General features: G+C 60.6%; 18 protein-coding genes and 1 other RNA gene. 15 read left to right on the forward strand and 4 right to left on the reverse strand.

The window, feature by feature from the left end; all coding sequences use genetic code 11:
* Window positions 1-176: 176 nt before the first annotated feature.
* The 6 genes from KSS96_RS05400 to KSS96_RS05425 all read left to right on the forward strand — a co-directional run bounded on the left by KSS96_RS05400 (window position 177) and on the right by KSS96_RS05425 (window position 10,195).
* A complete protein-coding gene (locus KSS96_RS05400) occupies window positions 177-1,859 on the forward strand; it encodes a fatty acid--CoA ligase (RefSeq protein WP_217855786.1) in 1,683 nt (560 codons plus the stop codon).
* A gap of 331 nt (window positions 1,860-2,190) precedes the next feature.
* Window positions 2,191-4,083: a DUF1302 domain-containing protein gene (locus tag KSS96_RS05405; protein WP_217855788.1), complete on the forward strand. Its 1,893-nt coding sequence runs from the start codon at window positions 2,191-2,193 to the stop codon at window positions 4,081-4,083.
* Window positions 4,084-4,112: 29 nt separating this feature from the next.
* Window positions 4,113-5,477, forward strand: coding sequence for a DUF1329 domain-containing protein (locus KSS96_RS05410; protein ID WP_065877275.1), 1,365 nt, complete (start codon window positions 4,113-4,115; stop codon window positions 5,475-5,477).
* 242 nt (window positions 5,478-5,719) lie between these two features.
* Window positions 5,720-8,449 (forward strand): winged helix-turn-helix domain-containing protein, encoded by a 2,730-nt coding sequence (locus tag KSS96_RS05415; RefSeq protein ID WP_065877274.1) that lies wholly within the window; start codon window positions 5,720-5,722, stop codon window positions 8,447-8,449.
* A gap of 118 nt (window positions 8,450-8,567) precedes the next feature.
* Window positions 8,568-9,212 carry an MBL fold metallo-hydrolase gene (locus KSS96_RS05420; RefSeq protein ID WP_017526167.1) on the forward strand — a complete coding sequence of 215 codons (645 nt, stop codon included), beginning with the start codon at window positions 8,568-8,570 and terminating at the stop codon, window positions 9,210-9,212.
* Between the two features lie 209 nt (window positions 9,213-9,421).
* Window positions 9,422-10,195, forward strand: a complete 774-nt coding sequence (locus KSS96_RS05425) for a YiaD family glycine zipper/OmpA-like lipoprotein (protein ID WP_017526168.1) — start codon at window positions 9,422-9,424, stop codon at window positions 10,193-10,195.
* Between the two features lie 68 nt (window positions 10,196-10,263).
* Here KSS96_RS05425 and KSS96_RS05430 read toward each other — a convergent pair whose 3' ends face one another.
* The 4 genes from KSS96_RS05430 to KSS96_RS05445 form a co-directional block, all read right to left on the reverse strand.
* Window positions 10,264-10,845, reverse strand: coding sequence for a BON domain-containing protein (locus KSS96_RS05430; RefSeq protein WP_017526169.1), 582 nt, complete (start codon window positions 10,843-10,845; stop codon window positions 10,264-10,266).
* The gene (locus tag KSS96_RS05435; protein WP_007904374.1) at window positions 10,842-11,435 is read right to left on the reverse strand and encodes a phosphoheptose isomerase; all 594 of its coding nucleotides are present in this window, start codon (window positions 11,433-11,435) and stop codon (window positions 10,842-10,844) included. The genes KSS96_RS05430 and KSS96_RS05435 overlap by 4 nt, the downstream gene beginning before the upstream one ends.
* 92 nt (window positions 11,436-11,527) lie before the next feature.
* Window positions 11,528-11,899 carry a YraN family protein gene (locus KSS96_RS05440; RefSeq protein ID WP_017526170.1) on the reverse strand — a complete coding sequence of 124 codons (372 nt, stop codon included), beginning with the start codon at window positions 11,897-11,899 and terminating at the stop codon, window positions 11,528-11,530.
* Window positions 11,899-13,710, reverse strand: coding sequence for a penicillin-binding protein activator (locus KSS96_RS05445; protein ID WP_017526171.1), 1,812 nt, complete (start codon window positions 13,708-13,710; stop codon window positions 11,899-11,901). Before KSS96_RS05445 ends, KSS96_RS05440 begins: the two co-directional genes overlap by 1 nt.
* A 176-nt stretch (window positions 13,711-13,886) precedes the next feature.
* Here KSS96_RS05445 and rsmI point away from each other — a divergent pair, with 176 nt between their 5' ends.
* From rsmI to mraY, 9 genes are all read left to right on the forward strand, one after another.
* Window positions 13,887-14,792: a 16S rRNA (cytidine(1402)-2'-O)-methyltransferase gene (gene rsmI / locus KSS96_RS05450; protein ID WP_017526172.1), complete on the forward strand. Its 906-nt coding sequence runs from the start codon at window positions 13,887-13,889 to the stop codon at window positions 14,790-14,792.
* A 95-nt stretch (window positions 14,793-14,887) separates the two neighbouring features.
* Window positions 14,888-15,241, forward strand: an RNA gene (gene rnpB / locus KSS96_RS05455) — RNase P RNA component class A.
* 354 nt (window positions 15,242-15,595) lie between these two features.
* Window positions 15,596-16,051, forward strand: a complete 456-nt coding sequence (gene mraZ / locus KSS96_RS05460) for a division/cell wall cluster transcriptional repressor MraZ (protein WP_003171868.1) — start codon at window positions 15,596-15,598, stop codon at window positions 16,049-16,051.
* Window positions 16,048-16,995 carry a 16S rRNA (cytosine(1402)-N(4))-methyltransferase RsmH gene (gene rsmH / locus KSS96_RS05465; RefSeq protein ID WP_017526173.1) on the forward strand — a complete coding sequence of 316 codons (948 nt, stop codon included), beginning with the start codon at window positions 16,048-16,050 and terminating at the stop codon, window positions 16,993-16,995. The genes mraZ and rsmH overlap by 4 nt, the downstream gene beginning before the upstream one ends.
* The gene (ftsL, locus tag KSS96_RS05470; RefSeq protein WP_004371991.1) at window positions 16,992-17,285 is read left to right on the forward strand and encodes a cell division protein FtsL; all 294 of its coding nucleotides are present in this window, start codon (window positions 16,992-16,994) and stop codon (window positions 17,283-17,285) included. Before rsmH ends, ftsL begins: the two co-directional genes overlap by 4 nt.
* Entirely contained in the window at window positions 17,285-19,027 is a 1,743-nt protein-coding gene (locus tag KSS96_RS05475; protein ID WP_175404190.1) for a peptidoglycan D,D-transpeptidase FtsI family protein, read from the forward strand. The genes ftsL and KSS96_RS05475 overlap by 1 nt, the downstream gene beginning before the upstream one ends.
* On the forward strand, window positions 19,027-20,490 hold the full coding sequence (gene murE / locus KSS96_RS05480; RefSeq protein WP_217855790.1) for a UDP-N-acetylmuramoyl-L-alanyl-D-glutamate--2,6-diaminopimelate ligase: 1,464 nt from the start codon (window positions 19,027-19,029) through the stop codon (window positions 20,488-20,490). The genes KSS96_RS05475 and murE overlap by 1 nt, the downstream gene beginning before the upstream one ends.
* Window positions 20,483-21,853 (forward strand): UDP-N-acetylmuramoyl-tripeptide--D-alanyl-D-alanine ligase, encoded by a 1,371-nt coding sequence (locus KSS96_RS05485; RefSeq protein WP_065877273.1) that lies wholly within the window; start codon window positions 20,483-20,485, stop codon window positions 21,851-21,853. The genes murE and KSS96_RS05485 overlap by 8 nt, the downstream gene beginning before the upstream one ends.
* Window positions 21,853-22,935 carry a phospho-N-acetylmuramoyl-pentapeptide-transferase gene (gene mraY, locus KSS96_RS05490; RefSeq protein ID WP_003171875.1) on the forward strand — a complete coding sequence of 361 codons (1,083 nt, stop codon included), beginning with the start codon at window positions 21,853-21,855 and terminating at the stop codon, window positions 22,933-22,935. The genes KSS96_RS05485 and mraY overlap by 1 nt, the downstream gene beginning before the upstream one ends.
* Window positions 22,936-22,941: the final 6 nt, after the last annotated feature.

Raw genomic sequence — 22,941 nt, forward strand, 5'->3', positions numbered from 1 at the left:
GCCGCCATCGGGGGCAAGCCCCCTCCCACATTGATCTTTGTGAGTCCAGGATGGTGGCGCAAAGCTAGTATTTGCCGGGCTCTGCAAATCATTCCTTTGGCTGATTTGGCTGAAACATAAGCGCTCTACAGTGCAGATCGTTCAGCCAAGACCGTGCAGTCATAAAAGGGATTCGTATGTTGCAGACCCGTGTTATCCCCCCCGCCGAAAGTGCCTACCAGTACCCGCTGTTGATCAAGCGTTTGCTGATGTCCGGCGCCCGCTACGAAAAAACCCGGGAAATCGTCTATCGCGACAAACTGCGTTACACCTACCCGACGCTGATGGAGCGGGTTGCGCGCCTGGCCAATGTGCTGACCGAGGCCGGGGTCAAGGCCGGTGATACCGTGGCGGTGATGGACTGGGACAGCCATCGCTACCTGGAATGCATGTTCGCCATCCCGATGATCGGCGCGGTGATCCACACCATTAACGTGCGTCTGTCGCCGGAACAGATTCTCTACACCATGAACCATGCCGAGGACCGTTTCGTACTGGTCAACAGTGAGTTCGTGGGGCTTTACCAGGCGATTGCCGGGCAACTGACTACGGTCGACAAGACCCTGCTGCTCACCGACGGGGAGTCCAAAACCGCCGAGTTGCCCAGCCTGGTAGGCGAGTACGAAACGCTGCTGGCCGCCGCCAGCCCTCACTACGACTTCCAGGACTTCGACGAGCATTCCGTCGCCACCACCTTCTACACCACCGGCACCACCGGCAACCCCAAAGGGGTGTACTTCACCCATCGTCAATTGGTGCTGCATACCATCGGTGTGGCGACCATTATGGGCAGCGTCGACAGCGTGCGCCTGCTGGGCACCAACGACGTGTACATGCCGATCACGCCGATGTTTCACGTACATGCCTGGGGCTTGCCGTATGTGGCGACCATGCTCGGCCTCAAGCAGGTTTACCCTGGCCGCTACGACCCGGAATACCTGGTGGAGCTGTGGCGCAAAGAAAAGGTCACCTTCTCTCACTGCGTGCCGACCATCCTGCAAATGGTGCTCAATGCCAAGGCTGCCCAAGGCGTGGATTTCGGGGGCTGGAAAATCGTCATCGGCGGCAGCGCGCTCAACCGTACGCTGTATGAAGCGTCCAAGGCCCGTGGTATCCAGCTGACCGCCGCGTACGGCATGTCCGAGACCGGGCCGCTGGTGTCCTGTGCCCATCTCAACGAAGAACTGCTGGCCGGCGGCGAAGACGAGCGCATCACTTACCGTATCAAGGCGGGGGTGCCGGGGCCGCTGGTGGAAGCGGCGATCATGGATGGCGACGGTAACTTCCTGCCCGCCGACGGTGAGTCCCAGGGCGAGTTGGTGCTGCGCGCGCCGTGGCTGACCGAAGGCTATTACAACGAGCCGCAAAAGGGCGCCGAGCTGTGGGCCGGTGGTTGGATGCACACCGGAGACGTGGCCACGCTGGATGCGTTCGGGGTGATCGATATCCGCGACCGCATCAAGGATGTCATCAAGACCGGTGGCGAGTGGATTTCCTCGCTGGCTCTTGAGGACCTGGTCAGCCGTCACCCGGCGGTACGCGAAGTAGCGGTGGTGGGCATCGCCGATCCGCAGTGGGGCGAGCGCCCGTTTGCGCTGTTGGTGGTGCGTGATGGCCATATGATAGGGGCCCGCGAGCTCAAGGAGCACCTCAAGCCTTTTGTGGAATTGGGCCATTTGAGCAAGTGGGCGATTCCGAGCCAGATCGCCGTTGTTACGGAAATTCCCAAGACCAGCGTCGGCAAGCTCGACAAAAAACGTATCCGCATTGACATCATTGAATGGCAGGCCAACAACAGCACCTTCCTGTCCACCCTCTGACGCCCTTCGCCGTGCCCGTTCGGGCACGGCAATGCTCTATCTTGCGCCTTCACTTGTGATTTACGGATTTTCAGCCATCCTCTCCGCGTCGGCCTTCGCCGGCATGGCGAAAGGACTGTGGCAGACGGGTCGGTGATGCAAATCACACTTTAGAGGGATCAAGCGGTACCCCCTGCTGGCTATAGTCCCACCATGGGTTTTTCAAGGATGCGTCGCTTCGGGCCATGGAGGTTCAGTTGCCGGGCGGCATTGGAATCGTTGTATTCCGGCCGATACAAGCATCACAGAAAGAACTCACTGCCATAACAATAATGCACATGGAGTAGCGTCGATGACCTCAGTAAACCAGTTCTGGCGCCGGGCAAGATTGCCCCTGGCCGTCAGCCTCGCCTCTACGCTCGCCGGGCCTGCATTCGGCGTCAGTTTCAATATCGGTGAAATCGAAGGGAGCTTTGACTCGTCGCTTTCTGTGGGGGCGAGTTGGGGCACGGCTAAACCCAACAAAGATCTGATTGGCGTCAACAATGGTGGCTCGGGCTTGTCCCAAACCTCCGACGACGGTCACCTGAATTTCAAACGTGGTGAGACGTTCTCGAAGATCTTCAAGGGCATTCATGATCTGGAACTGAAGTACGGCGATACCGGTGTGTTTGTGCGTGGCAAGTATTGGTATGACTTTGAGTTGAAAGACGAGAGTCGTCAGTTCAAAGACATCAGCGACAGCAACCGCAAAGAGGGGGCCAAGTCATCCGGCGGCCAAATTCTTGATGCATTCGTTTATCACAACTATGCAATTGCCGATCAGCCTGGGTCGGTGCGCTTTGGCAAGCAGGTTGTCAGTTGGGGGGAAAGTACCTTCATCGGCGGCGGCATCAACTCTGTCAACCCTATCGATGTGTCCGCGTTCCGTCGTCCGGGGGCCGAGATCAAGGAAGGCCTGATTCCGGTCAACATGTTCTATGTGTCGCAGACCTTGACCGATAACTTGTCGGCCGAGGCGTTTTATCAGTTGGAGTGGGATCAGACTGTTACAGATAACTGTGGGACATTCTTTTCGCAGCCGGACGTAGTTTCGGATGGTTGCAGCGACAATTTGCGCCTGCTCGCCAAGCGTTCGACCATTGCAGCCACTGCTCCAGGCCGTGGCGCGTTGGCACAGTTCGACGCGCGGGGTCTGAACATCAACGAAGAGGGTACGTTGGTGCGGCGTGGCGGTGATCGTGACGCGCGTGATAGTGGCCAGTTTGGTGTGGCCATGCACTACAACTTTGAACCGCTGGACACCGAGTTCGGTGCCTACTTCATGAATTATCACAGTCGCGCACCGATCTTCAGCGCAACCGCCGCTCCTGCATCGGCCTACACAGTGGCTCCCGCTTTTGGCTCCCTGGCGCCAGTGTTCATTGCGGGTAACTCCAAGTATTTCATTGAGTACCCTGAAGATATCCGTCTCTATGGGTTGAGCTTCTCCACCACTTTGCCTACAGGGACGGCCTGGAGCGGTGAAATCAGCTACCGCCCTAATGCACCGGTGCAACTCAATACAACCGACATTCTCTACGCGGGTGTGAGAGATTTGGGCGGTCTTTATCAAAATGCTTCCCCGCTTCGCGGTGCGAAGGGTCAAGACTTGAATGGCTACCGTCGCAAGGAAATCACTCAATTCCAGACCACACTGACGCATTTCTTTGATCAGGTGATGGGCGCGAGCCGTTTGACCCTGGTAGGTGAGGTGGGTATCACTCATGTGGGTGGGCTGGAGAGCAAGTCTGATGCACGTTACGGTCGTGACCCGGTGTTTGGTCCGGGTGCATTGCCAGCCACTTTAGGACGTAATACCTGCTCGGCAATTCTTAACACGGGAACCATCGGTGGTGCAGGGCCCGGCGCCGATGCCAGCAATCTTTCCGAGAATTGCAACAATGACGGCTTCACCACTGCTACCTCCTGGGGTTATCGCGGTCGTGCGATCTGGGAATACCCGGATGTCTTCGCAGGTGTGAATCTCAAGCCAAGCGTGGCGTGGTCCCACGACGTCAAAGGTTACTCGCCAGGCCCTGGTGCTAACTTCGAAGAAGGTCGAAAAGCCGTCAGCCTCGGTCTGGACGCCGAATACCAGAACACCTACACCGCCAGCCTGAACTACACCAACTTTTTTGGCGGTGATTACAGCACTGTTGATGATCGAGACTTCGTCGCCCTCAGCGTTGGCGTGAACTTCTAAGCACACTGCATTTCAGGAAGAACAAGAACATGAAAATAACCAAAAGTCTGTTGCACGTGGGTGTGCTTGGGCTGTCGATCCTGGCGAGTAACGTCATGGCGGCAGTATCGGCGGATGAAGCCGCCAAGCTGGGCACGACCCTGACCCCAATGGGCGCCGAAATGGCTGGGAACGCGGCCGGCACCATCCCGAAATGGTCGCCGATGCCGACCAACGCCGGGGCTGTGGATGCCAGGGGGTTCCTTGCCAACCCGTACGCCAGTGAGCAACCGCAATTCACCATCACCGCGCAGAACGTCGAGCAGTACAAGGACAAGCTGGCGCCGGGGCAGTACGCGATGTTCAAGCGCTACCCGGAAACCTTCAAGATGCCGGTCTACCCGACCCATCGCGGTGCCACGGTGCCGGCGGAGGTGTTCGCCTCCATCAAGAAGAACGCCACCACCACCAACCTGGTGTCCGGCGGCAACGGCCTGGAAAACTTTGAAACCGCCGTGCCGTTCCCGATCCCAAAAAGCGGTGTGGAAGTCATCTGGAACCACATCACCCGTTATCGCGGCGGCAGCGTGACGCGCCTGGTCACCCAGGCTACGCCGCAAACCAACGGTTCCTACAGCCTGGTGTACTTCCGCGATCAGTTCGTGTTCCGCGACAAGATGAAGGATTTCGACCCGAAAAACCCGGGCAACATCCTGTTCTACTTCAAGCAGCAAGTGACGGCGCCGGCACGTCTGGCCGGTGGTGTGCTGCTGGTGCATGAAACCCTGGACCAAGTGAAGGAGCCGCGTTCGGCGTGGGTCTACAACGCCGGCCAGCGCCGTGTGCGCCGGGCACCGCAAGTGTCCTATGACGGCCCGGGTACCGCCGCCGACGGCCTGCGCACCTCCGACAACCTCGACATGTACAACGGTGCGCCGGATCGCTACGACTGGAAACTGGAAGGCAAGAAGGAAATCTACATCGCCTCCAACAGCTACAAGATCGACGATCCCAAGCTCAAGTACGCCGACATCATCAAGGCCGGCCACATCAACCAGGACCTCACGCGCTACGAACTGCGCCGCGTCTGGCATGTGGTCGCCACCTTGAAGGAAGGCCAGCGTCACATCTATGCCAAGCGTGACTTCTACATCGACGAAGACACCTGGCAAGCCGCGGTGATCGATCACTACGATGGTCGTGGCCAACTGTGGCGCGTCGCCGAAGCCCATGGCGAGAACTACTACGACAAGCAAGTGCCGTGGTACGCCCTGGAAACCCTCTACGACCTGCAGTCCGGCCGCTACCTGGCCCTGGGCATGAAGAACGAAGAGAAGCAGGCGTATGACTTCGGCTTCACCGCCACCACCAGCGACTTTACCCCAGCGGCCCTGCGCCAGGATGGTGTTCGCTAAGCAGCAGCTGTAACCCAATGTGGGAGGGGGCTTGCTCCCGATAGCGGTGTGACAGTCAGCATAGGCATTGACTGATCCACCTTTATCGGGAGCACGCCCCCTCCCACTTTTTGTTTGTTGCGATATTTTTTGTCTCAGTTCTTTTTCAGGCAAATGTTGCAAAGATCTACAAAGCAGCGGCTTTTACCGCTAGTCTGCGGACATCTGCAATGCCGACAACAGCCTTCTACAAGAGCCCGGCGATGACTGATCTGTCCCGAATCCAAGGGCCTCCCAGTGCGGTGATCCCAACCCTGGAAGGTCGCTTCTACAGGCCTCCGCTGCCCGACGGCTACGTGCCGCGACCGCGGCTGTGCGAGCGGCTGAGCGCCGGTCTGCAAGGGCGACTGTTGCTGGTCAGCGCACCGGCCGGGTTCGGCAAGAGTTCGTTGGCCGTAGAGTTCTGCCAGAGCCTGCCGGCGCACTGGCAAAGCCTGTGGCTGGGCCTGAGCCCGCGAGACAACGACCCGGGCCGGTTTCTTGAGCGCCTGCTTGAAGGCTTGCAGCAGTACTTCCCGCAACTGGGCAGCCATTCCCTGGGCCTGTTGAAAATGCGCCAGCGGCACCAACCGTTTGCCTTTGAAGAGTGGCTTGACGGCTTGCTTGATGAGTTGGCCGTTCACCTGTCTACTCGCGCGCCGCTGTTGCTGGTGCTGGATGACTACCATCTGGCCCAGGGCCCGGTGCTGGATCGCTGCCTGCAATTTTTCCTCAACCATTTGCCTGACGGCCTGCTGGTACTGGTGACCAGTCGCCAGCGCCCTGACTGGCACTTGGCACGCTTGCGTCTGTCACGGCACTTGCTGGAGCTGCACGAACAAGACCTGCGTCTGACCCATGCCGAATCCCTGGCGGTGCTGGACCGCCACAGCAGTTCCCTGAAGGGCGAGGCCCTCGACAACCTGATCCGCCGCAGCGAGGGTTGGGTGGCCGGCCTGCGTTTCTGGTTGCTGGCCGCGTCCGAAGCCGGCAACGAAGGCGCGTTGCCGCAAAGCCTGCACGGTGGGGAAGGGCTGATCCGCGACTACCTGCTCGAAGAAGTGATCGACTGCCTGCCCGCCGAAGTGCAGGCGTTCCTGTTCGACACCGCGCCCCAGGAGCGCTTTTGCAGCGAGCTGTGCGATGCCGTGCGCGAAGCCCACGACAGCGCGGAAATCCTGCGTTATCTACAAGCCCATCAAGTGTTTTTGGTGCCTCTGGACGAGCAGGGGCACTGGTACCGTTATCACCACTTATTCTCCGACCTGCTGCGCACCCGACGCGCAAGCAACAACCTATTACCCGCCGCCAGCCTGCACCTGCGCGCGTGTCGTTGGTTCAATGGCCAAGGCCTGATCGACGAGGCGGTGGAGCAGGCGTTGCGCGCCGGCCACCTCGATGTGGCGGCGAACCTGGTGCAGAACCTGTCCGAGGAACAGCTGCTGGCCGAACAGAATGTGGGCATGCTGCTGCGCTGGAAAATGGACCTGCCCGACAGCCTGCTGATCAGCACGCCGCGTCTGATCGTGCTGTACAGCTGGGCATTGGGGCTGGCCTGCCAGTTGGATGCGGCGGAAGAGCTGTCCGGCTACCTCAGCCGCTTCCTGCCGGCGCCGTCGGCCACCGCACAAAAGTCGATGCTGGCCCAGTGGCTGGCGCTGAGCGGAATTATCGCGCGGGGCCGAGGTGATCGTGAGTTGACCCAGCGCTATTGCAGCGAGGCCCTGGAAAGCTTGCCGCAGCGGCGGTACGGCCAGCGCCTGGTGTGCCTGTCGACGCTGTCCAACCTGGCCATCGCCGATGGCGATCTGTGGCGCGCCCGCGGCTTGAACCGTGAATCCTTGGAGCTGGCGCAGCGGGTCGGCAACCCGCTGTTCGAGGCCCTGGCCCACTATGACCGTGCGCGTGTCCTGCAGGCGCGCGGCGAGATCCTGCGTGCCCTCGATGAGGTGCGCCAGGGCCTGCAACGTTTGCAGGGCCTGGCGCCGCAACGCTTGTACGCGGTGCGCGCGCGCCTGTCGTTGTACGAAGGGTACTTGCTGTTGTTACGCAACCAGCCCGACGCCGGCATCAGCCATCTTCGCGCAGGCCTGGCCGAAGCGCGTGCCTGTCGCGACATCAGCGTGCTGATCGGCCATTGCGTGATCGCCAGCTTCGAAGGGCGCCGTGGTGACTTTGCCAAGGCCTTCGCCGAACTGGCCGAGGCGGAGCGCTTGATGCACATTTGGGATGTGCCGCCGATCTACTACCTGGCGATGATCACCCTGATCAAATGCGAACTGTGGCTGGCCCAGGGCCGCACCGACCTGGCCGACGCCTGGCTGACCCGACTGGGGCAGACCTATAACGGTGAGCAGGCCGCCGCCGCGCCGGAGTTTCATCCGCACCTGCCGCAACATATCGGCCTGCAACAAGCCGCGCTCGATGCCGTCCGCCATCAACCCGACGCGGCATTGCAACGGCTCGCTGCACTGGCACAGCGGGCCCATGACAGCGGGCGCCTGATGATTGCCCTGATGGCGCTTACCCAACAGGCGCAGTTGCTGCTCGATGGCGGCCAGGAACTCAAGGCACGGCCGGTGTTGGCCCGGGCGCTTGAAACGGGCGCAGGCGGGGCATTGCAACCCTTCCAGCGCTTGCTGGACAGCTACCCGGACTGGATGCGCGAGCAGTTGGGCAAAGACCCGCACGGCCTACTGAGCCAGAGCCTGTCGGCACTGTTGCCGGCGGCCGTAATAGCCGAAACAGTATCCAATCACGAAACCCTGAGCGTGCGTGAACTGGCAGTCCTGCAACTCATCGCCCAAGGTTGCTCCAACCAGGAGATCAGCAACCGGTTGTTTATCTCCCTGCACACGGTCAAGACCCACGCCAGCCATATCAACAGCAAACTTGGCGTGGAGCGACGCACCCAGGCTGTCGCGCGGGCGCAGGAGTTGAGGTTGATTGGTTAACGCCTGACCGCTTGCTCACCGGGGGCCGCGAAGCGCCCACCTACTCTGGTTTAATAGTGCAATTATTCTGGCGATAGCCGCCCGAACACCGCATTTGATGTGCACTAGAGGTCCGTTCATGGAAACCGCAACACCATCCCTCATCCGCGAAACCTTCCCCGTCGGCCCTTTGCAGTGCAACTGCACCATCATTGGCGACTCCCTCACCAAAAAAGCCATCGTGGTCGACCCGGGCGGCAATCCGGAATTGATCCTGGCGCGCCTGGATGCGCTGGGTTTGAAGGTGGTGAGCATCATCCATACCCATGCCCACCTGGATCACTTCCTGGCCTCGGGCCAGTTGAAAGAGAAGACCGGCGCCACCTTGCACCTGCACAAGGACGATCAGTTCCTGTGGGACAACCTGGAAATGCAGTGTCAGATGTTTCGCGTGCCTTACACGCCAGTACCGTCTCCGGATCGCTGGCTGGACCACGATGAAGAGTTGGCCTGCGGCTGCGGCGTAGCGTTGCACACTCCGGGCCACACGCCAGGATCGATGAGCTTCTGGTTTGCCGATGCCAAGTTACTGATTGCCGGAGATACGTTGTTTCGACGTGGCGTAGGGCGTACGGATTTGTGGGGCGGGGACCAGGCGACCCTCGTGCGCTCGATCAAGCAGCGCCTCTACACGCTGGATGAGGGCGCCACGGTGGTAGCGGGGCATGGGCCCGATACGCGGCTGGGTGATGAAATGCGCGAGAACCCGTTTGTGCGAGCGTGATGGGCAAGCGAGCAACCTGTTGTAGCAAAACCGCAGGTTGTGTTCAGCCTGCGTCTGCTACGGTTTCACAGCAGCAGCAGGCCGAATCTTTTGTTACGGCTCGGCGCGCGCCAACGGAATCTTTGCCGTTTGTCGTGTTCAAAACTGCGCACAGGTCCATTGCCAATTGTCCTCTGCACCACAGAATGCAAAAGTAGGAGCTCACCTTAATGTTCACTCCGCGTCGTCTGCTTGTTGTCGCCACCGCCGTAGCCATGTTGTCCGGCTGCGCTTCACCTAATCCTTATGATGGCAGCAGCCAGGGACAGGCGAATAACGAATCCGGCGGTATGAGCAAAACCGCCAAGTACGGTGGGCTCGGTGCCCTGGCGGGTGCGTTGGCTGGTGCGGCCATCGACCATAACAACCGTGGCAAGGGCGCGCTGATCGGTGCCGTTGTTGCTGGTGCAGGTGCGGCCGGTTATGGATACTACGCTGACCAGCAAGAGAAAAAGCTGCGCGAAAGCATGGCCAACACCGGGGTTGAAGTGCAGCGCCAGGGCGACCAGATCAAGTTGATCATGCCGGGCAACATCACCTTCGCCACCAACTCGGACGCGATCTCCAGCAGCTTCTACCAGCCGCTGAACAACCTGGCCAACTCCCTCAAGCAGTTCAACCAGAATACGATCCAGATCGTCGGCTACACCGACAGCACCGGTAGCCGTCAGTTGAACATGGACCTGTCCCAGCGTCGTGCGCAGAGCGTGGCCAACTACCTGACGTCCCAAGGTGTGAACGGCGCCAACCTGAGTGCTCGCGGTGCCGGCCCGGACAACCCGATTGCCAGCAACGCCGACGTCAATGGCCGCGCGCAGAACCGTCGCGTAGAGGTCAACCTTGGCCCTATCCCTGGCCAGCAATACGGCCAGCCGTCGGGCCAGCAGCAGGCACCTCAGCAAAACAATCAGTTCCAGGGCAACCCGTACCAGCAGTATCAATAAACGCTGGCCACAAAAAAGGGCGCCGTGCAGTCAATGCACGGCGCCCTTTTTTGTGGCTGTCGGTTACATCAATCGATGTATTCGAACACTTTGACGATTTTCTGTACGCCGGACACGCCTTGCACCAGGTTGGCGGCGCGGGTGGCTTCGGCCTGGGTCAGCAGGCCCATCAGGTAGACGATGCCGTTGTCGGTGACGACTTTGATGCGCGAGCCGGGGATGGCGTTGTCTGTCAGCATCTGCGCCTTGATCTTGGTGGTCAGCAGCGCATCGTTGCTGATGGCCAACAGGGTGATCGGGTCCATCACTTGCAGTTCGTTATGGACCTTCTTGACCCGCTGCACCGAAGCGGCGGCTTGTTCGGCCTGGGCCTTGAGGTCGGCGCGCGGGGTTTGACCAGCCAGCAGTACCACGCCGTTGAAGCTGGTTACGACGATGCGCGATGCACCGTTGCCCAGGTCCGTTGCGGCTTTGGCGATGTTGACTTCAACCTTGGTTTCGATCAACGAGTCGTCAATCTTGCTGCCGAAGGTACGGGTGCCCTTGTCATCCTGAATAGGGGTGTCACGTGTCGCAGTGATTGCCGTGCTGCAGCCGCTGATACCGAGGCACAGCGTAATGGCCAAGAGGCCGAGGCGGTTAACGGTCATTCTTCACTCCCAAACAGTTGGCTGTCGATCAGATCGCACAGGCAGTGGATCGCCAGCAGGTGGACTTCCTGAATACGTGCGGTGACATTGGCCGGGACGCGAATCTCGACATCTTCGGGCAGCAGCAGCGAAGCCATGCCGCCGCCATCGCGTCCGGTCAATGCTACGACAATCATTTCGCGATCATGTGCGGCCTGGATCGCTTGAATAATATTCGCCGAGTTGCCACTGGTGGAAATCGCCAGCAGCACATCGCCTGGTTGGCCCAGGGCGCGGATCTGCTTGGAGAAGATTTCGTTGTAGCTGTAGTCGTTGGCGATCGAGGTGATCGTCGACGAGTCGGTGGTCAAGGCGATGGCCGGCAGGCTCGGGCGCTCACGCTCGAAGCGGTTGAGCAGCTCGGACGAGAAATGCTGGGCGTCGCCGGCCGAACCGCCGTTGCCGCACGAGAGCATTTTGCCTTCGTTTAGCAAGGCATTGACCATGACCTGACTGGCTTGCTCGATGTGCGGTGCAAGTACGTCCATCGCCTGTTGCTTGGTGTCGATACTGGCCTGGAAAAGCTGGCGAATTCGGGATTGCATGTCCATCTGTGTGACCTTAAGTAGCGCGGCTGTTTGGCACAGGAATGTGCAGCCCGCAAAGCAAAGAGCAAAAGTGTGTGGTGAAGATGTCCGGCGAATCAGCTGTCGAAGGCATCTTTGAGCCAGTTCAGATCAGCGTTGCCTGACGGTGTGCTTTCTATGGCAACCACGTCGAAACGGCAGGGGGAATCGGCCCAGCGATGCTCTTTTTGCAGAAAAAACTGCGCGGCGAGTATCAGCTTTTGACGCTTGCGCCCGTCGATACTGGCGAGCGCGCCACCCCATTGTGCGTGTTTTCTGTAGCGGACTTCGACGAATACTACTGTATCGCCGTCAAGCATGACCAGATCAAGCTCGCCGCGTTTACACAACCAGTTCTGCGCCAGAAGGCGCAGACCCTGTCGTTGCAGGTGGTTCAGCGCTTGCAGTTCGGCATCCTTGCCGCTTTGTGCGCTGGACCGCTCGGGCATCAGCGCGGGGTATCCGGCAGACGTTGGATATCGCCACCGACGAACTTCGCCCATGGCATCTGGCGGTCAACGCGTTGGTTGGCGCTGATGCCCAGGTTGCCCGAGAGGCCATCCACACGGGTGTCCGGCAATGCTTTGAGCTGGCCCAGGCGTGGTGCCAGGCGGTAGGCATCGACACCCATCGCGTACAGGCGGCCGAGGCTGCCATTGGCTTGTGGCCATTGTGCGGCAACCTGGTTGCGCAGCGGGTCGGTGGTGTTAAGCAGCCAAGGGGTTTCGCAGAACATCACGTTGGTCATGTCCAGGTACTGGTTTTTGTCACCGCTGGCGCTGAATACGTGGGACGTCGCGTACACCGGTACGTCACCTGCATATTGGAAGTTCAGGGTCGGCTTGATCTGCTGGGCCAGTTGCGGGGTGACGGCCAGGAAGATGAACTCGATGTCCTGGCGACGCGACGGCTGCGCCGCTACGTCAGTGCCGACGGTGTTTTGCAGGCTCTTGGCGCGACCTTCGCTTTTACGCAGTTGGAACAGGTCGGCAATCTGTTGGGCCAGGGCAACCGGCTGATCCACGTACTCTACGCCGACCACGGTGCCGCCATTGGCTTCCCAGTCCTGGCGGAACGCCCTGTAGACGCGCTCACCCCATTCGCCACGCGGCACCATGGCAGCGGCGCGGTGCAAGCCGTCGGCACGGGCACGGCGCGAGACTTCGCGGGCTTCATCCTCGGCGGCCAGGCCGAACTGGAACAGTTGCGCCGGGCCCCGATCGGTCTCGCTGTAGTTAAGCGCCAGGGTGGTGATCGGCAACTGAGCGCGCGCGCTGAGTTGCTTGACCAATGGTTTTTCCAGCGGGCCGACCACCAACTGCACGCCGGCGGCCTGGGCCTTGGCGTAGAACTCGTCGATGGAGTTCAGGCGTGAGCTGTCATAGAACTCGATGACCGGAGGTTTCTGCCCGGCTTGTTCAGCCTGGTAGTGAGCCGCCATGAAGCCTTCGCGCAGCGCTTTGCCGACAGAGGCCAGCGGGCCATCCTGTGGCAGCAGCAGGGCGATCTTGTTAAGTGGTTGGCTGGCCAGTTCCTTGAGCTTGGTCAGCGGAGTGGGCAGTTGCACGGCCGCCGGGTGCCCCGGGTTCTGTGCACGCCAGGTGTCGATAGCGGCCTGCTGTTGCTCCAGCGTGCCGGCGCCCTTGATCGATTGGGCCAGGGTGATCCAGCCGTCCAGCACCGGGTTGCCGCTGGCCTGCAACTGTTCGGCAGGCAGGGCGGCAATCAAGGTCCAGATGGTTTCGTGGTTGCTCTTGGCGGCATCGCCGGTCAGCAATGGCGCCATGGCGACACGCTCACGCGCCGCGGCGAGGGTCTGGCCGTCGGCTTCATAGGCACGGGCATGCACGCTGGCGGTGCGAATCTGCTGTTCCGGCGGCAAATCCTTGAGGTTTTGCAGGCTCGGATGGTTCAAGGCGGTCAGCGCCGCCTTGGGCTGGTTGCGCGCCATGGCCAGTTCGGCAGCCAGGGTGCTGGCAAATACCTGCGCGGCCGGCTTGAGGGTATCCAGAGGCACCTGCGCAAGAATCTGCGACGAGCGGCCAGGGTTGTTCTGTTTGTAGGCTAGGTCCGCCGCACTCAGGCGCAGCAATGCAGCCTTTTCTGGCGTCTTGGCGGTAGTGGCCTGTTCGAGCAGTTGCTCGATACTGGCGTCCGGGGTCCGTGGAAGGTCGCCAAGGCTGGACGAGGGCGAGCTGGCGCAAGCGGCCAGTAAGGCAGCGAGGCAGAGGGCGGAGAGCAGCCGCAGGCAAGCGATCATGTAAGTGTTCCTGATACCGATCAAATTAGCGTGGAAGTGTACCCAAGCACTGGCCCAGGCGCGATGTTACTGGCGTGAAACCGTCGATTTAGGTCGTGCAAATGTTGCTGTCAGTGATCAACGGCTGAAAAGGCATCGGCCGTGATGGCATTTTTTAAAGGCGTCTACGCGCTACAATGCCGCTTTTGCCAACCATCGAGGTGTGCGTTTTGACTGCTCCAGGTCCTTTGAATTCCACTGCAGGCTCGCTTTTTGTCGTGGCGACGCCCATTGGCAACCTGGACGACATCAGTGCGCGGGCGCTGAAAGTGCTGCGCGAGGTTAAATTGATCGCGGCGGAAGACACGCGCCACTCCCAGCGGTTGATGCAGCATTTTGGTATCAGTACGCCATTGGCCGCATGCCACGAGCATAACGAGCGCGAAGAAGGCAGTCGTTTTATCGTGCGCCTGTTGGCCGGTGACGATGTGGCGCTGATTTCCGATGCGGGCACGCCGCTGATCTCAGACCCCGGTTATCACTTGGTTCGCCAGGCGCGGGCCGCGGGTATCAATGTAGTGCCTGTTCCGGGTGCGTGCGCGCTTATCGCGGCATTGTCGGCGGCGGGCCTGCCGTCCGACCGGTTTATTTTCGAAGGTTTCCTGCCGGCCAAGGCAGTGGGGCGGCGCGCACGTCTTCAGGCGGTAAAGGAAGAGCCACGCACGTTGATTTTTTACGAAGCCCCGCACCGTATCCTGGAATGTCTGCAGGACATGGAATTGGTTTTTGGCGGCGATCGCCTGGCGTTGCTGGCGCGTGAACTGACCAAAACCTTTGAAACCCTCAAGGGCCTGCCACTGGAGGAGTTGCGCGCGTTCGTCGAGGGCGACAGCAATCAGCAACGCGGTGAGTGCGTAGTGTTGGTGGCCGGCTGGACGGCGCCGGAGGCTGAAGACGCCGTCGGCAGCGAGGCCATGCGTATTCTGGATCTGCTGCTCAAGGAAATGCCCCTCAAGCGTGCGGCGGCCCTGGCGGCGGAAATTACCGGTCTGCGCAAGAATGTGTTGTATCAAGTGGCGCTGGATAAACAGAAAGCCGAATAGTTCCGAGGTTAAAGCGGTATTACGTCTGAACGTGATGGCCATGCTGCACTTTAATACTTGTCCTGAGGCCGTCGTGCCGTTAACCTGCGCGGCGGAGAGTCGATTGGACAGTCGCTGCCCTCTATGAAAATTAGGGGGGGGAGGAAAGTCCGGGCTCCATAGGGCGAAGTGCCAGGTAATGCCTGGGAGGCGTGAGCCTACGGAAAGTGCCACAGAAAATAACCGCCTAAGCGCTTCGGTGCCGGTAAGGGTGAAAAGGTGCGGTAAGAGCGCACCGCACGACTGGCAACAGTTCGTGGCTAGGTAAACCCCACTTGGAGCAAGACCAAATAGGGTCCCAAGGCGTGGCCCGCGCTGGGACCGGGTAGGTTGCTAAAGGTGTCCAGTGATGGCCATCGTAGACGAATGACTGTTCAAGACAGAACCCGGCTTACAGATCGACTCTCCACCTTTTTCCTTCTGCTCGACTCTCGGGCAGAAAACCGGTAGTAACGCAAGAATCCCTCCCTGCCAAATCATTGGCAGATGCATCTTCGTAATACCAAAAAAATCTTACTCTTAATAAATCACTTTAACTTCGAGTCACAGCGCTTTGAGTTGTTTGTGTTTGCAGGGTCAAAAACTACGTCGAACTCGGGTTTCTCCTCCTTTTACGCTCCTAAATCTCCGTTCTGTAAGGCTTTTCCTTGAATCCGCGCCTTGACGGTGTGGTGGGCGCATTCCTATAGTGTGCGCAAGTGGCGGAAAGTGGCACAAAGTGGGTTTTTTGAACGTAAAACGCTAAAATTTGGAGAAACGCATCTGTGTTTCGCGGAGCTAACGCTATCAGTCTCGATGCAAAAGGCCGTCTCGCCATGCCGAGCCGGTATCGTGACGAGCTGATTTCGCGAAGTTCCGGACAGTTGATCATCACCATCGATGCCGTTGACCCTTGTTTATGTGTTTACCCGCTCGATGAGTGGGAGTTGATTGAAACCAAGTTGCGCGCCCTGCCTTCATTGCGTGAAGAAAACCGCCGTCTTCAGCGTTTGCTGATTGGTAATGCCGTCGACCTCGAGCTCGACGGCAGTGGTCGTTTCCTGGTGCCGCCGCGTCTGCGCGAGTACGCCAAGCTGGACAAACGCGCAATGCTGGTCGGCCAACTGAACAAGTTCCAATTGTGGGACGAAGATGCCTGGGATGCTGTTTCTGCAGCTGACCTGGCGGCTATTCAACAACCGGGCGCCATGCCTGATGAACTGCGTGATTTGATTCTGTGACTATTGATAGCGGCTTTAACCACATCACCGTACTGCTTGACGAAGCCGTTGAGGCTCTCGCCGTGCGCGCGGATGGCTGCTATCTGGATGGCACTTTCGGCAGGGGCGGGCATAGCCGGTTGATACTCAGCCAGCTCGGGCCCGACGGAACACTCCTCGGGTTCGACAAAGACCCCCAAGCGATTGCCACCGGGCAAGCGCTAGCGGCCGAAGACGGCCGCTTTGTCGTTGTGCAGCGTAGCTTTGCCGAGCTGGGTGCCGAAGTGGCCGAGCGTGGCATGGCGGGTAAGGTGGCCGGGGTTTTGCTCGATCTGGGCGTGTCCTCGCCACAGCTTGATGATCCGGAGCGCGGCTTCAGTTTCATGAACGACGGCCCGCTCGACATGCGCATGGACCCGACCCGTGGTGTGAGTGCCGCGCAATTTATCGCCACCGCGCCGGTGGAAGAAATCGCCCGTGTGTTCAAGGAATACGGTGAAGAGCGTTTCGCCGGCCGCATGGCTCGCGCCGTGGTCGAGCGCCGCGAGACCCAACCGTTCGAACGCACCGCCGACCTGGCCGAAGTGCTCAAGGTCGCCAACCCCGCGTGGGAAAAGGGCAAGAACCCCGCGACCCGTGCGTTTCAGGGCCTGCGCATTCACGTCAACAATGAATTGGGCGATCTGGAGGCTGGCCTCGAAGCCGCCCTCGAGGCGCTGGAAGTGGGCGGTCGCCTGGTGGTGATCAGCTTCCATTCGCTGGAAGACCGTATCGTCAAATTGTTCATGCGCCGCCTGGTCAAGGGCGAGTCCGACAATCTGCCGCGCAACTTGCCGGTGCGTTTCGAGGCCTTTGTGCCGAAAATCAAAATCCATGGCAAGGCACAGTTCGCTTCCGAAGCCGAGCTGAAGGCCAACCCACGTTCCCGTAGCGCGGTCATGCGTGTCGCGGAGAAGTTGCGGTGAGCAAGCTTTTCGCCAAACCCCTGCCGGGCGGCAGCTTCTTTATGTTGCTGCTGTTTGTCGGCGTGCTGGTGTCCGCGATTGCGGTGTCCTACAGCGCCCACTATAACCGCCAGTTGCTCAACACCCTGTACGGGGAACTGAGCGTGCGCGACAAGGCGCAGGCGGAATGGGGGCGGTTGATCCTGGAGCAAAGCACCTGGACGGCCCATAGCCGTATCGAAGTGCTGGCTACCGAACAGTTGAAAATGCACATTCCGGGCGCGGCCGACGTTCGCATGGTGGCGCCATGATGAAACTCGAAGGCGCACTGTACCCGTGGCGTTTCCGTCTGATGCTCGGCTTGCTGGCATTGATGGTGGGTGCGATCGCCTGGCGGATCGTCGACCTGCAAGTGGTCGACCGCGACTTCCTGATCGGCCAGGGCGACGCCCGTAGCCTGCGGCATATTCCCATTCCCGCGCACCGCGGCCTGATCACCGACCGTAACGGCGAGCCCCTGGCCGTCAGTACGCCGGTCACCACCTTGTGGGCCAATGCCAAGGAACTGCAAGTGGCCAAGGATCGCTGGCCAGCGCTCGCTGCCGCTCTTGGGCAAGACCCGAAGGCCCTGGCCGAGCGCCTGGAAGCCCAGGCCAATAAAGAATTCATCTACCTGGTTCGCGGCCTGACCCCTGAACAAGGCCAGCAAGTGCTCGACCTTAAAGTGCCCGGTGTCTACGGCATCGAGGAATTCCGCCGTTTCTACCCGGCCGGTGAAACCACCGCGCATATGGTCGGCTTTACCGACATCGATGACCACGGTCGCGAAGGTGTGGAGCTGGCCTACGATGAATGGCTGGCCGGAGTGCCCGGCAAGCGACAAGTCATCAAGGATCGGCGCGGCAGGCTGATCAAAGATGTCCAGGTCACCAAGAACGCCAAGGCCGGCAAACCCTTGGCGTTGTCGATTGACCTGCGCCTGCAATACCTGGCCAACCGCGAGTTGCGTAACGCGATCATCGAGAACGGCGCCAAGGCCGGTAGCCTGGTGATCATGGACGTGAAGACCGGCGAGATCCTCGCCATGGTCAACCAGCCGACCTACAACCCGAACAACCGTCGCAACCTGCAACCGGCGATGATGCGCAACCGCGCCATGATCGACGTGTTCGAGCCGGGTTCGACCATGAAAGCGATCTCCATGAGTGCCGCCCTGGAAACCGGACGCTGGAAACCCAGCGACAAGGTCGAGGTGTATCCAGGCACCTTGCAGTTGGGCAAGTACACCATTCGTGACGTGTCGCGCACCGAAGGCCCGGTGCTGGATTTGACAGGTATCCTGATCAACTCCAGTAACGTGGGCATGAGTAAGGTTGCCTTCGATATCGGTGGCGAGACCATCTACCACCTGGCGCAAAAAATCGGCCTGGGCCAGCCCACCGGTCTGGATTTCCCCGGTGAGCGCGTCGGCAACCTGCCGAACTACCGCGACTGGAAAAAAGCCGAGACCGCCACGCTTTCCTACGGTTACGGCCTATCGGTGACGGCGATCCAACTGGCGCATGCCTTTTCGGTATTGGCCAATAATGGCCGCATGGTGCCGTTGAGCCTGATTCACGTCGACGAAGCGCCGAAAGCCACCCAGGTGATTCCGGAAAACGTCGCCAAGACCATGCAGGGCATGCTCCAACAAGTGATCGAAGCGCCACGTGGTGTGTTCCGCGCCCAGGTGCCGGCGTATCACGTGGCAGGCAAGTCCGGCACCGCGCGTAAAACCTCGGTGGGCACCAAGGGCTACGCCGAAAACTCCTACCGTTCGCTGTTCGCCGGCTTCGGCCCGATGAGCGACCCACGCTACGCCATCGTCGTGGTCATCGACGAGCCGAGCAAGGCCGGTTACTTCGGTGGCCTGGTATCGGCGCCGGTGTTCAGCAAAGTGATGTCCGGCACCCTGCGCCTGATGAACATCACGCCGGACAACCTGCCGCCGACCCAACAAGCGAACGCCGTACCTCCGGCCGCTGCAGTCAAAGCCAATGGAGGGCGCGGCTGATGTCTCTTAGCCTGAATAAGATATTTGCCCATGCCGGCCGCGATCTGCTGATTCGCGAGTTGACCCTGGACAGCCGTAATGTGCGCGCCGGTGACCTGTTCCTGGCGGTGCCGGGCGGCAAGTACGATGGCCGTGCGCACATCGCCGATGCCCTGCAGCGCGGCGCGGCGGCGGTGGCCTATGAGGCTGAAGGCGCCACCGTGCTGCCGATCACCGACGTGCCGTTGATTCCGGTCAAGGGCCTGGCCAAGCAATTGTCCGACATCGCCGGGCGTTTTTACGGCGAGCCGAGCCGTCACCTCAATCTGGTGGGCGTGACCGGCACCAACGGCAAGACCAGCGTGACCCAATTGGTCGCTCAGGCTCTCGACCTGCTGGGCCAGCATTGCGGCATTGTCGGTACCCTGGGCACCGGTTTCTACGGCGCGCTGCAAAGCGGCCTGCACACCACGCCGAACCCGATTGCCGTGCAAGCGACCCTGGCCGACCTGAAAAAGGCCGGGGCCAAGGCCGTTGCCATGGAGGTGTCTTCCCACGGTCTGGATCAAGGTCGTGTCACCGCCCTGGCGTTTGACGTGGCAGTGGTGACTAACCTGTCCCGCGACCATCTGGATTACCACGGCACCATGGAGGCGTACGCCGCCGCCAAGGCCAAGCTGTTTGCCTGGAATGACCTGAAGTGCCGGGTGGTCAACCTGGATGACGCGTTCGGCCGCCAGTTGGCCACCGAAGACAGCGAAGCGCGCCTGATCAGCTACAGCCTGCTGGATTCCAGCGCGTACTTGTATTGCCGCGAAGCCCAGTTCAATGACGAGGGCGTACGCGCCACGTTGGTCACGCTCCAGGGCGAACACCACCTGCGTAGCACCTTGCTCGGTCGTTTCAACCTGAGCAACGTACTTGCCGCCATAGGCGCCTTGCTCGGCCTGGATTACGCCCTCGACGAGATCCTCAAGGTGTTGCCGAAACTGGAAGGCCCGGCCGGTCGCATGCAACGCCTGGGTGGCGGCAAGCAGCCGCTGGTGGTGGTCGATTACGCTCACACCCCGGACGCCTTGGAAAAAGTCCTCGAAGCGCTGCGCCCACATGCCAAAGGCAAACTGCTTTGCCTGTTCGGTTGCGGCGGTGATCGCGATCGCGGCAAGCGCCCGCTGATGGCCGAGATTGTCGAGCGTCTGGCCGATGGCGTCCTCGTCACCGACGACAACCCGCGCAGCGAAGACCCGAGCCGGATTTTCGACGATATCCGTACGGGCTTCAAAGACGTGTCCAAGGCCACTTTTATTGCCGGTCGCGGGGCTGCCATTGCCCAACTGATCGCCAGCGCCAGCGTTGACGATGTGGTGGTGCTGGCCGGTAAAGGCCATGAGGACTATCAGGAAATCAACGGCGAGCGTCATGCCTTCTCCGATCTGGTCGAGGCCGCTAACGCCTTGACCGCCTGGGAGGTGGCCCATGCTTAAGGCGATGACGTTCAGCGAACTGGCCCAGGCGCTGTCGGCCCGCGTACTGTCGAGCGACTGCACCTTTAATGGCGTGAGTATTGATAGTCGTAACATTCAGCCGGGGCAGCTGTTCGTCGCCCTGGCCGGCCCGCGTTTCGACGGGCATGACTACCTCAATGATGTCGCCGCCAAAGGTGCCGTCGGTGCGTTGGTGCAGCGTGAAGTGCCTGACTCCGCCTTGCCGCAATTGCTGGTCGCCGACACCCGCCTGGCCCTGGGCCGGCTGGGTGCGCTGAACCGCGCCGCGTTCGCCAAGCCGGTTGCAGCCGTCACCGGCTCCAGCGGCAAGACCACGGTCAAGGAACTGCTCGCCGGTGTGCTGCGCACACGCGGCCCGGTGCTTGCGACCCGTGGCAACCTGAACAACGATTTCGGCGCGCCACTGACCCTGCTCGAACTGGCCCCGGAACATACCGCGGCAGTGATCGAACTGGGCGCTTCGCGCATCGGCGAAATTGCTTACACCGTGGCGCTGACCAAGCCCCACGTGGCGATCATCAACAATGCCGGTACCGCCCACGTCGGTGAGTTCGGTGGCCCGGAAAAAATCGTCGAAGCCAAGGGCGAAATCCTTGAAGGCCTCGACGCTTCGGGCACCGCCGTACTGAACCTCGACGATAAGGCCTTTGAGACTTGGCGTGTACGCGCCGCCGGTCGCAAGGTCCTGACCTTTGCCGTGTCGAACGCGGCCGCCGACTTTCATGCCGGCGACATCACCGTCGACGCCCGTGGCTGCCCGTCCTTCACCTTGCACACCCCGCAAGGTGACGAGCACGTGCAGTTGAACCTGCTCGGCAACCATAACGTCGCCAACGCCCTGGCCGCTGCCGCCGCCGCCCATGCCTTGGGCGTGTCGCTGTTCGGTATCGCGACGGGCCTGGGTGCGGTGCAGCCGGTCAAGGGGCGCACCGTGGCGCAGCTATCGAGCAACGGCATGCGCGTGATTGATGACACTTACAACGCCAACCCGTCTTCCATAAACGCCGCCGTGGATCTGCTCAACAGCTTTGCCGGACGCAAGGTGCTGGTATTGGGCGATATCGGTGAGTTGGGCGATTGGGCCGAACAAGGCCATCGTGACGTCGGCGCGTATGCCGCCGGTAAAGTCGACGCCCTCTACGCGGTCGGCACGAACATGGCGCACGCCGTCAACGCTTTCGGCCCCGGTGCGCAGCATTTCGCCACCCAGGCCGAGCTGATCGAGGCGCTGACGGCCGCCGAACACGACAAACACACAACCATTTTGATCAAGGGATCGCGCAGCGCGGTGATGGAAAACGTCGTCGCAGCCTTGTGTGGCTCAAGTACGGAGAAACATTAATGCTGCTGCTGCTGGCTGAGTATCTGCAACAGTTCCACAAAGGCTTCGCGGTCTTTCAGTACCTGACCCTGCGCGGGATCCTGGGTGTGCTGACCGCGCTGTCGCTGTCGCTGTTTTTAGGGCCGTGGATGATCCGCACCCTGCAGAACCTGCAAATTGGTCAATCGGTTCGTAATGACGGCCCGCAGTCGCACCTGTCCAAGTCCGGCACCCCGACCATGGGCGGCGCGCTGATCCTGTCGTCCATTGGCATCAGCACCTTGCTGTGGGCCGACCTGCACAACCGCTACGTGTGGGTGGTGTTGCTGGTGACCCTGCTGTTCGGCGCCATCGGCTGGGTGGATGACTACCGCAAGGTGATCGAGAAAAACTCCAAGGGGCTGCCGAGCCGCTGGAAGTACTTCTGGCAGTCGGTGTTCGGCCTTGCCGCCGCGATCTTCCTGTACACCACCGCGCCGAGCGCCGTGGAAACCACTTTGATCATTCCGATGCTCAAGGACGCCAGCATCCCCCTGGGCATCGGCTTCGTGGTGTTGACCTACTTTGTGATCGTCGGCTCCAGCAACGCGGTCAACCTGACCGACGGGCTCGACGGCCTGGCGATCATGCCGACAGTGATGGTGGGCGGTGCGCTCGGCATCTTCTGCTACCTGTCGGGTAACGTGAAATTCGCCGAGTACCTGCTGATCCCCTATGTACCGGGCGCGGGTGAGCTGATTGTGTTCTGCGGCGCGCTGATCGGTGCCGGCCTGGGTTTCCTGTGGTTCAACACCTACCCGGCACAAGTCTTCATGGGCGACGTCGGCGCACTGGCGCTGGGCGCGGCCCTGGGCACCATCGCGGTGATCGTTCGCCAGGAAATCGTGTTGTTCATCATGGGCGGTGTGTTCGTGATGGAAACCCTGTCGGTGGTCATCCAGGTGGCGTCCTTCAAGTTGACCGGGCGTCGCGTGTTCCGCATGGCGCCGATTCACCACCATTTTGAACTCAAGGGCTGGCCCGAGCCGCGTGTGATTGTCCGTTTCTGGATCATCACCGTGATTCTGGTACTGGTTGGCCTTGCCACCCTGAAACTGAGGTAGAAACGA

The sequence above is a fragment of the Pseudomonas asgharzadehiana genome (genome assembly GCF_019139815.1).
Taxonomy (GTDB): Bacteria; Pseudomonadota; Gammaproteobacteria; order Pseudomonadales; family Pseudomonadaceae; genus Aquipseudomonas; species Aquipseudomonas asgharzadehiana.

Excerpts from the sequence above, each read along its gene's own strand:
- KSS96_RS05485 (WP_065877273.1), top strand. The coding sequence starts at position 20,483 with ATGCTTAAGGCGATGACGTTCAGCGAACTGGCCCAGGCGCTGTCGGCC.
- KSS96_RS05440 (WP_017526170.1), bottom strand. The coding sequence starts at position 11,899 with ATGCCCGAGCGGTCCAGCGCACAAAGCGGCAAGGATGCCGAACTGCAA.
- KSS96_RS05405 (WP_217855788.1), top strand. The coding sequence starts at position 2,191 with ATGACCTCAGTAAACCAGTTCTGGCGCCGGGCAAGATTGCCCCTGGCC.
- KSS96_RS05415 (WP_065877274.1), top strand. The coding sequence starts at position 5,720 with ATGACTGATCTGTCCCGAATCCAAGGGCCTCCCAGTGCGGTGATCCCA.
- KSS96_RS05425 (WP_017526168.1), top strand. The coding sequence starts at position 9,422 with ATGTTCACTCCGCGTCGTCTGCTTGTTGTCGCCACCGCCGTAGCCATG.
- mraY (WP_003171875.1), top strand. The coding sequence starts at position 21,853 with ATGCTGCTGCTGCTGGCTGAGTATCTGCAACAGTTCCACAAAGGCTTC.
- rsmI (WP_017526172.1), top strand. The coding sequence starts at position 13,887 with ATGCCGCTTTTGCCAACCATCGAGGTGTGCGTTTTGACTGCTCCAGGT.
- KSS96_RS05430 (WP_017526169.1), bottom strand. The coding sequence starts at position 10,845 with ATGACCGTTAACCGCCTCGGCCTCTTGGCCATTACGCTGTGCCTCGGT.
- KSS96_RS05435 (WP_007904374.1), bottom strand. The coding sequence starts at position 11,435 with ATGGACATGCAATCCCGAATTCGCCAGCTTTTCCAGGCCAGTATCGAC.
- KSS96_RS05420 (WP_017526167.1), top strand. The coding sequence starts at position 8,568 with ATGGAAACCGCAACACCATCCCTCATCCGCGAAACCTTCCCCGTCGGC.
- KSS96_RS05445 (WP_017526171.1), bottom strand. The coding sequence starts at position 13,710 with ATGATCGCTTGCCTGCGGCTGCTCTCCGCCCTCTGCCTCGCTGCCTTA.
- KSS96_RS05475 (WP_175404190.1), top strand. The coding sequence starts at position 17,285 with ATGAAACTCGAAGGCGCACTGTACCCGTGGCGTTTCCGTCTGATGCTC.
- KSS96_RS05400 (WP_217855786.1), top strand. The coding sequence starts at position 177 with ATGTTGCAGACCCGTGTTATCCCCCCCGCCGAAAGTGCCTACCAGTAC.
- murE (WP_217855790.1), top strand. The coding sequence starts at position 19,027 with ATGTCTCTTAGCCTGAATAAGATATTTGCCCATGCCGGCCGCGATCTG.
- KSS96_RS05410 (WP_065877275.1), top strand. The coding sequence starts at position 4,113 with ATGAAAATAACCAAAAGTCTGTTGCACGTGGGTGTGCTTGGGCTGTCG.